At 43.5% G+C, this 8,227-nt stretch carries 9 protein-coding genes and 1 other annotated feature; all 9 genes read left to right on the top strand.

What is annotated here, in order from left to right:
• Window positions 1-355: 355 nt before the first annotated feature.
• Window positions 356-1,036, top strand: a complete 681-nt coding sequence (gene minC, locus BSG1_RS18035) for a septum site-determining protein MinC (RefSeq protein ID WP_044023148.1) — start codon at window positions 356-358, stop codon at window positions 1,034-1,036.
• A gap of 1 nt (window position 1,037) precedes the next feature.
• Window positions 1,038-1,841: a septum site-determining protein MinD gene (gene minD, locus BSG1_RS18040; protein WP_006838650.1), complete on the top strand. Its 804-nt coding sequence runs from the start codon at window positions 1,038-1,040 to the stop codon at window positions 1,839-1,841.
• Window positions 1,842-2,983: 1,142 nt separating this feature from the next.
• Window positions 2,984-3,754 (top strand): M23 family metallopeptidase, encoded by a 771-nt coding sequence (locus BSG1_RS18050; RefSeq protein WP_044023145.1) that lies wholly within the window; start codon window positions 2,984-2,986, stop codon window positions 3,752-3,754.
• Window positions 3,747-4,613 carry a M50 family metallopeptidase gene (locus BSG1_RS18055; RefSeq protein ID WP_006838653.1) on the top strand — a complete coding sequence of 289 codons (867 nt, stop codon included), beginning with the start codon at window positions 3,747-3,749 and terminating at the stop codon, window positions 4,611-4,613. Before BSG1_RS18050 ends, BSG1_RS18055 begins: the two co-directional genes overlap by 8 nt.
• Window positions 4,614-4,710: 97 nt before the next feature.
• On the top strand, window positions 4,711-6,168 hold the full coding sequence (locus tag BSG1_RS18060) for an Rne/Rng family ribonuclease (protein ID WP_044023146.1): 1,458 nt from the start codon (window positions 4,711-4,713) through the stop codon (window positions 6,166-6,168).
• Between the two features lie 430 nt (window positions 6,169-6,598).
• Window positions 6,599-6,680: a sequence feature (ribosomal protein L21 leader region), on the top strand.
• Window positions 6,681-6,693: 13 nt separating this feature from the next.
• Entirely contained in the window at window positions 6,694-7,002 is a 309-nt protein-coding gene (rplU, locus tag BSG1_RS18065; RefSeq protein ID WP_006838655.1) for a 50S ribosomal protein L21, read from the top strand.
• A 13-nt stretch (window positions 7,003-7,015) separates the two neighbouring features.
• Entirely contained in the window at window positions 7,016-7,351 is a 336-nt protein-coding gene (locus BSG1_RS18070) for a ribosomal-processing cysteine protease Prp (protein ID WP_006838656.1), read from the top strand.
• Between the two features lie 12 nt (window positions 7,352-7,363).
• Window positions 7,364-7,654 (top strand): 50S ribosomal protein L27, encoded by a 291-nt coding sequence (rpmA, locus tag BSG1_RS18075; protein WP_006838657.1) that lies wholly within the window; start codon window positions 7,364-7,366, stop codon window positions 7,652-7,654.
• 177 nt (window positions 7,655-7,831) lie between these two features.
• The coding region (locus tag BSG1_RS18080) for a Spo0B domain-containing protein (RefSeq protein ID WP_044023147.1) at window positions 7,832-8,227 on the top strand (396 nt) is incomplete at its 3' end.

Here is an 8,227-nt window from a genome sequence, read left to right on the forward strand (position 1 = left end):
ATGAAATAAACTTGCTGATCGGGAAGACTGACTGGGCCATCGCCGTGTTTGCGGACCTCCGTCTATGGCCGACACTTGTTCTGAATGCAGCTTTCATGATAATTGTTTCGTTTCCATTGAAAGCGTTGCTCCTAAAGTTGCAAAAAGAGAGACTGGAAGACTGAGGAGGACTGTCTCCTCCAATGCCCGGTTGGATCGAATCTGGTAGGTAAGGAGTAAGGAGGAAATGCAGTATTTAATCATTTTCCATCACCTCACCTCTTATCCCTAATAATTGTGAAAAAGCGTGTTTTAAAAAAAGGAAACAGGCATGCATTTGTCGAATTTAATGACAACTGAGGTGAATTATTCCGACATGAAAAATAGGCAAAACGTAATGATTAAAGGCACAAAAGATGGACTTACCCTTCACCTGAATGATCAGTGTTCATATGACGAGCTGAAAAAGGAATTGAAGGATAAGCTGTCAGCTCAATATCGCCAAACTGAGGGCACTCCTCTTATCACTGTTAAAATCCAGGCGGGAAACAGATATTTGACTTCACGGCAGAAAGAAGAGCTGGAAGAAATTGTGACTGAAAAGCGCAATTTGTCAGTCCTCGAGATTGCAAGCAATGTCTTGACGAATGAAGAAGCGATAAAGATGAAAGAAGAAAGTGAAATCCATACTATTGCAGGCGTCATCCGTTCCGGTCAGGTGGTTGAAGTTCCGGGAGATCTGCTGATCATAGGAGATGTCAATCCAGGGGGGACGGTTAAAGCTTTAGGCAACCTCTATGTGCTTGGCTCCCTAAAAGGAATTGCACATGCCGGTTATATGGGCAGCCGGGAATCGGTCATCGTTGCTTCGCAGATGACACCGTCACAGCTTCGCATTGCAGATTGCTTGAACAGGGCTCCTGATCATTTTGATAAAGAGGAAGGGCATGAGATGGAGTGCGCTTACATAGATGATTCAAACCAAATCGTAATTGACAGATTACAAGTTTTAAAACATCTTAGACCAAATATATCTAGTTTTAAAGGGGGACGCTAATGTGGGTGAAGCGATAGTAATTACTTCAGGTAAAGGCGGTGTAGGGAAAACGACTACATCTGCAAATGTTGGTACGGCATTAGCTCTGCAAGGCAAAAAAGTCTGTTTAGTGGATACTGATATCGGCCTGCGGAACCTTGATGTTGTAATGGGGCTGGAAAACCGTATCATTTATGATTTAGTGGATGTCGTGGAAGGACGCTGTAAAATTCATCAGGCGCTTGTGAAAGACAAACGCTTTGAAGATAAGCTCTTCCTCCTTCCTGCCGCTCAGACAAGCGACAAGTCTGCGGTTTCTCCTGAACAGATGAAAAAGCTGATAGAAACACTGAAACAAGACTATGATTATATCATCATTGACTGTCCTGCAGGTATTGAGCAGGGGTATAAAAATGCCGTTGCCGGTGCAGACAGGGCAATCGTCGTAACAACGCCTGAAATATCCGCAGTCAGGGATGCTGACCGCATCATCGGCCTTCTGGAGAAAGAAGATATTGAACCTCCTAAGCTGGTTATCAACCGAATCAGGACGCATATGATGAAGAGCGGGGAAATGCTGGATGTCGATGAAATTACGACCCATTTGTCCATCGACCTGATCGGCATCGTTGCAGACGACGATAATGTTATCAAATCCTCCAACAGGGGCGAGCCGATCGCTATGGATCCAAGCAGCAAAGCGTCCATTGCATACCGCAATATCGCCCGTCGAATCCTTGGGGAATCGGTACCGCTGCAATCCTTGGATGAGGACAAACAGGGTGTCTTTACAAAGTTGAAAAAGTTTTTTGGTGTTAAAGCTTAATAGATTGATTTTCAGGCCGGATTGCTAATTGCAGTCCGGTTTTTTTTAGTGAGCAGGGGTGTAATTATTTCATAGGAAGCGCTGGGTAGTATATTGTGGCTTTGTTTGATCGTTTGATGAGGCCGGGGGCAAAGGTAGCAAGGTGCATCATTCTAGTGTTGAAATGAAATGATGAAGGGGAAAGGAGTACGGTACGTCATATGAGCCTTAACTTAAAGATGAAGCCATGCGCTCGTCCCGCGCGGTAGGTCATATGGGTCTCAACATGAAAATGAAGCCATGCGCTCGTCCCGCGCGGTAGGTCATATGGGTCTCAACATGAAAATGAAGCCATGCGCTCGTCCCGCGCGGTAGGTCATAAGGGTCTCAACATGAAAATGAAGCCATGCGCTCGTCCCGCGCGGTAGGTCATATGGGTCTCAACATGAAAATGAAGCCATGCGCTCGTCCCGCGCAGTAGGTCATAAGGGTCTCAACATGAAAATGAAACCATGCGCTAGCCCCGCGCGGTAGGTCATAAGGGTCTCAACATGAAAATGAAGCTATGCGCTAGCCCCGCGCGGTAGGTCATAAGGGTCTCAACATGAAAATGAAGCCATGCGCTTTCTCTGAGGTGGTACCCATATTGGGCTTTTGAAGTAAAGTGATAGAGGTCGCAAAGGAAGCGAGGTACAACATTGTGAGTAGTAGAGCGAAATGATGCAGGGCGCAAAGAGAGCGACAATCATTATTAATGTTTATAGTTTGGATGCACAGTCTTATTCAAGGGAAACATCCTTTAAACAAAACATCTCTTTTAGCAAGGCTCTTTTCGTAAACTTTGTTGCTATTTAATACAAACTTTAAAAACTATCTACTTAATTAACTAGAAATAGCCTGATAAACAAGGAAGAAAAGAGCTAATTCACCTTGTTCAGAGAAAAAGGCCTTTGCTTCCAAGGGAAAAATCCGGCACTTTGGATTTTTCCGATAGCAACAATATATACGAAAACAGCGTTTAGCAAAGACATATTTTCTGGGGACAAGTCATACATTGATACCAAAAGGGACTTGTACTACAGGCAGGATGTCTTCACGAAAAGCCAATGAGACTAAGACTCCTGGGTATACGCGTTCCGGCATACAAAAAGGGGAATGGTATTATGGGGAATCGAGCGGACGATATCAGAAAGCGGATAGCCAAGAGAAAGCGAATGAATAGTTATAGCTCTTCTTCATCAAGGAGTATGCTGCTCCCGACGGATGAAGAAAGGTACGGAGGCGAGCGGTTTTCCTCTTATGAAGGCGGTCCTTCAGAGGGAGGACACCCACTGTTCAGTAAAGAAATTTTCATCCTTAAGATTCTTGGGACCAGTGTGATTGTCCTATGCACGGCTATCTTATTTCAAAACCAGGTGCCCGGGTTTGACAAAGCCCGTTCGTATGTGGAAAAAACCATGTCGAATGAGTTTCAATTTGCCGCGATTTCCACTTGGTATGAAGACCAATTCGGAAAGCCTCTTGCTTTGCTTCCTGCAGGAAAAGAGAGCAGTGAAACAGGAACAACTGAAACTGCCGAATATGCACTCCCTGCTTCTGGCAAGGTAATTGAAAACTTCAAAAGCAATGGACAGGGCATTATGGTGGAGACTGGGAAAGGCTCTAAAGTGGAGGCGATGAAAGGCGGATTGGTCATTTTTGCTGGTAAAAAAGCCGACCTTGGGCAAACGGTGATTATTCAGCACGATGATAAGTCTGAATCCTGGTACGGCCACCTGAACACCATCGAAGTGACACAATATGAAACTGTTAAAGCTGGCAATCCTGTCGGTACGGTAACCGATGAACAAGACACAGCTACCGGCGAGTTTTATTTTGCCATCAAAAAAGAGGATGCTTTCATCGATCCAATTCAGGTGATATCATTTGAGTGAATTCATAAAGCTGCTGAAGAAGATTCACATTCATCCGCTGCTTTGGGCGGCGGCAGGACTGGCGATCCTAACCGCCCATTTTACTGAGCTGATTATGCTTTTTGTCATTATTTTTATACATGAGATGGGACATGGGGTCACGGCCCATGTTTTTTCTTGGCGAATTAAGCGGATTTCACTTCTTCCATTTGGTGGTGTAGCAGAAATGGATGAGCATGGAAACAGATCACTGAAGGAAGAGCTCTTAGTTGTGGCGGGCGGTCCCCTTCAACATCTTTGGATGATGGGGTTGGCGAAACTGCTGTATGATGCGAGCCTTTTCTCTTCTTACCATTTTGAACTGTTCATTCAGTTGAACTTAATGGTCCTTCTGTTCAATCTTCTTCCCATTTGGCCGCTGGATGGAGGAAAATTGCTTTCCATCTGTCTTGGCTACAGGCTAACATTCATCCATGCCTATCAATGGACATTGATCCTTTCTTTTGCCGCCCTGCTCCTTTTTCATACCGTGGTTCTCCTGACAGCTCCCTTCCATCTAAATCTATGGATTATCCTTTCATTCCTTTACTTTTCGTTATGGATGGAATGGAAACAGAGGAAATACACCTTTATGCGCTTTTTATTGGAGAGGTATTACGGAAAAAGTGGAGACGTGCGTGATTTGAAACCTCTGAAGATCAATGGGGAAGAAACGATATACTCTGCACTGGAGAAATTTCACAGGGGATTCAAGCACCCGCTTATTGTCTATATTGATGGGCAAGAAGCAGGTAAACTGGATGAAAATGAAGTTCTGCATGCCTACTTTACCGAAAAGATGACAACAGCAAAGTTCCGTGACATCCTTTATTTATATTGAATCGTTTGCGTAATGCTTCTTTCGCATATTATGATAAAAAGGCTAACTAATGTGGTTAGCCTTATTCTAGTTGTATGGCGGAAAGAGGAGCGGTTTAATGAACAGAATTATTGTAAACGCACTTGGAAGGGAAAAAAGATGGGCCCGTCTGCGTGATGGAATAATGGAAAGCTTTCATGTCTATCAACCGGAAAAAGAATCGATTGCAGGGAATATATATATTGGCAGAGTGGATAAAGTCGAAAAAGGGCTGAACGCTGCTTTTATCAATATTGGAGAAGGCAAAAACGGCTTTTTGCACATAGAAGATCTTGCGGAGTATATGTTGCTTGATGAAAAGGAACGGAAAACCGCCGAAATAAACAGGCTCCTTCACCAGGGGCAAAAATTGATTGTACAGGTGAAAAAGGATCCTGCAGGGACAAAAGGACCGAGGGTAACAGGGATAATTGAAATGAAAGGGACTTCCCTTGTATACCTGCCCCACGGAAGATATACCGCGGTGTCAAAAAAGGCCTCCAGTGAAGAACAAAAAAAGAAATGGCGGCGCTTCGGTTCAAGGATAAAAGAGGAGGAGGAAGGCATCGTCTTCCGAACAGCGGCCCTTGGGAAAGCCGAAAAGGAAATACAAAATGAATATTTGGGGCTGAAAAAACAATATCAAGAGTTATACAGCTCATCTCTCAGTAAAAAAGCCCCCTTTTTGCTTCATCGCCAGGATGTCATGAAAGAAGACATTTTAGAGGAAATAAAAAAGGTCAAACAGGCTGAAATCATCACCGATGATTATTCGTGGAAAAATGAATTCCAGGAGTTTCTACATAACAATAAAGCAAGCCTTGGAGGGGAAATCACTCATTTCCAAAGCCACGAAAATATTTTCGTGCACTACCGTGTGGAAACACAGATTGAGAAAGCGATGAAAAAAGTTGTCTGGCTCGATAATGGGGCTACCATTGTCATTGAACCCACGGAAGCTTTGACGGTCATCGATGTCAATACGGGTAAATTCACAGGAAAGAGCGATCTGTCCCAAACCGTTTTGAAAACGAATGAGCTGGCAGCCAAGGAAATTGCCAGGCAGCTGAAAATCCGGAATCTTTCTGGTATCATCCTTATTGATTTCATTGAAATGAAAAGCGAACAACATCAAACAGAAGTCGTCAACGCCCTAAAGGAAGGTCTGAAAGAGGATGGAAAGAGGACAACCATCGTCGGCTTCACAGAATTGGGGATTCTTCAGCTGACCAGAAAAAAAACGAAACCACCTTTGCTAGAATATATCAGCTGCAGGTGCCCGATTTGCAGCGGCTACGGAATGGTAGAAAGTGCCGAATCAATGGCCTACAAGCTTGAAAGGGAATTATATGAACTTTATCCCGCAGATGAAGACAAAGTGATCATAGAAGCCACAGAAGACGTACAGAAAGTCTTCAAGGGAGAAAGCTCCCAGTACCTTAAGGAAATGGAGAAATCCATTAACAAAAAAATTGAGTTCCAGCCAGTATCTCAAAGTCATCCTTTCTACAGAATTAAAAGATTGGGGAATTTGTGAAAACGGGTATTATAATTTGATTTGAACTAATGTTGTTTTTAAACCGGAGCGGAAGGTGCTCGACCTCCTGCGGGAACAGCGGGACAGCTTGAGACCCCGCAGGCGAAGGCGAGGAGGCCAATCCAGCTCCAGCGGCCAGCGACTAGCAGATTTCGGTCTCTCTCCTTGCGATAAGTCATCATCGAATCGCTAAAGCTCTTCGTGATTCCTTTATCTCATGCGAGAGCCCTATAATCTGTACGTCGCTGAACGGCCGCTTCCGCTTTTTAGTTCAACGCACGCCCCGCGGAGTCGAGCACCTGCAGCGGAGATTAAAAAACCTTTAACTTAATGTTAAGGGCAGCACTCCTAAATCATTTCATTTCCCATAAATCTATTGACACCAATCTTTCTTTTATGATAGGATTCTTATGTTATAGTTTTTGTAGCACCCGTGCTACAACCGCTCAAATCAGGCAATAAGCTTTTGTTGAATAACAAAACGCCTGTACTTGGCGAGTCTGAGTTTATAAGGAGGTGCCATTCATGTACGCAATTATCGAAACTGGCGGAAAGCAAATCAAAGTAGAAGAGGGACAATCTATCTACATTGAAAAGCTTGCTGGAAACGAAGGCGAAACAGTTACTTTTGACAAAGTACTTTTCGTAGGTGGCGACAATGTAAAAGTAGGAAGTCCATTGGTTGATGGAGCTACTGTTACAGCTAAAGTTGAAAAACAAGGCCGCGCTAAGAAATTAGTCGTTTTCAAATACAAGCCGAAGAAAAACTATCGTCGTAAGCAAGGTCATCGTCAACCTTACACTAAAGTAACGATTGACAAAATCAACGCGTAAGGCGTTTGATAAGATGATTAAAGTTTACATCACTAAAGATCCAGGAGGAAGAGTTTCCTCTTTTTCCATGGATGGTCATGCAAATTTTGCGCAGAATGGTCAAGATATCGTTTGTGCAGGAGCATCTGCTGTATCCTTTGGTGCACTCAACGCGATTATGTCATTGACCGGGGTCGAACCTGGGATTGAACAGTCGCCGGACGGTGGTTACCTTCACTGTGAATTCCCGGCTGATCTGCCGGAAGAAACAGAGGAAAAGGTTCAGCTTCTCGTACAAGGGATGATTGTCTCTTTACAAACGATTGAACGTGATTATAGCAAGTTTATAAAAATTACCTTCAAAGCGTAGGAGGTGGAACAAATGTTAAGATTAGATCTTCAATTTTTCGCATCTAAGAAAGGGGTAGGTTCGACTAAAAACGGTCGTGACTCAATCTCTAAACGTCTTGGTGCTAAACGTGCTGATGGTCAAGAGGTTACTGGCGGATCTATTTTATACCGTCAACGCGGTACTAAAATTTACCCGGGAGTTAACGTTGGACGCGGCGGTGACGATACTTTATTCGCTAAAGTTGACGGAATCGTACGTTTCGAGCGTATGGGCCGTGACAAGAAAAAAGTCAGCGTATACCCTGCAGCTAAAGAAGCTTAATGCTTTCTAAAGAAAACTCTAACCGTGTATACGGTTAGAGTTTTCTTATTTTATGGAGGGATGACTATTACAAAAATAGTCGACTCTTGTCTTTTTATCACGAATATTTTCCGTTCCCATATCCTTTTCTGATATACTACAAATAAGAAAAGTCCGAATTTCACGGGGAGTTTTATGATGAATAATGATGAATGGAATCTGGTAGAGGCGTTGAGGCATGCCCGCCATGACTGGATGAATAGATTACAATTGATCAAAGGCAATATGGATTTAGGAAGAATTGACAGGGCCAGGCAGATAATCGAGGAGATCGTGGCAGAGGCTCAGAATGAATCAAAGCTCTCTAATTTGAGGCTGCCGAAATTCTCTGAATGGATGCTGACATACAACTGGCAGACTCATTTCATTAAGCTCGAGTTTGAAGTCCTTCAAGCAGAGAAACATACTATTGTTGATGACCGTCTATATGATTGGTTTAGCGGATTTTTTTCAGTTCTTGAAAACTCGGTTAAACCCTATGAAGAAAACAATATGGTTGTCACCATCAAGATTTGCCAAGAGGAAGCACGGTTT

This window comes from Bacillus sp. SG-1 (assembly GCF_000181495.1).
Taxonomy (GTDB): Bacteria; Bacillota; Bacilli; order Bacillales; family Bacillaceae_B; genus Rossellomorea.

Excerpts from the sequence above, each read along its gene's own strand:
- BSG1_RS18050 (WP_044023145.1), top strand. The coding sequence starts at position 2,984 with ATGGGGAATCGAGCGGACGATATCAGAAAGCGGATAGCCAAGAGAAAG.
- BSG1_RS18060 (WP_044023146.1), top strand. The coding sequence starts at position 4,711 with ATGAACAGAATTATTGTAAACGCACTTGGAAGGGAAAAAAGATGGGCC.
- rpmA (WP_006838657.1), top strand. The coding sequence starts at position 7,364 with ATGTTAAGATTAGATCTTCAATTTTTCGCATCTAAGAAAGGGGTAGGT.
- rplU (WP_006838655.1), top strand. The coding sequence starts at position 6,694 with ATGTACGCAATTATCGAAACTGGCGGAAAGCAAATCAAAGTAGAAGAG.
- BSG1_RS18070 (WP_006838656.1), top strand. The coding sequence starts at position 7,016 with ATGATTAAAGTTTACATCACTAAAGATCCAGGAGGAAGAGTTTCCTCT.
- minC (WP_044023148.1), top strand. The coding sequence starts at position 356 with ATGAAAAATAGGCAAAACGTAATGATTAAAGGCACAAAAGATGGACTT.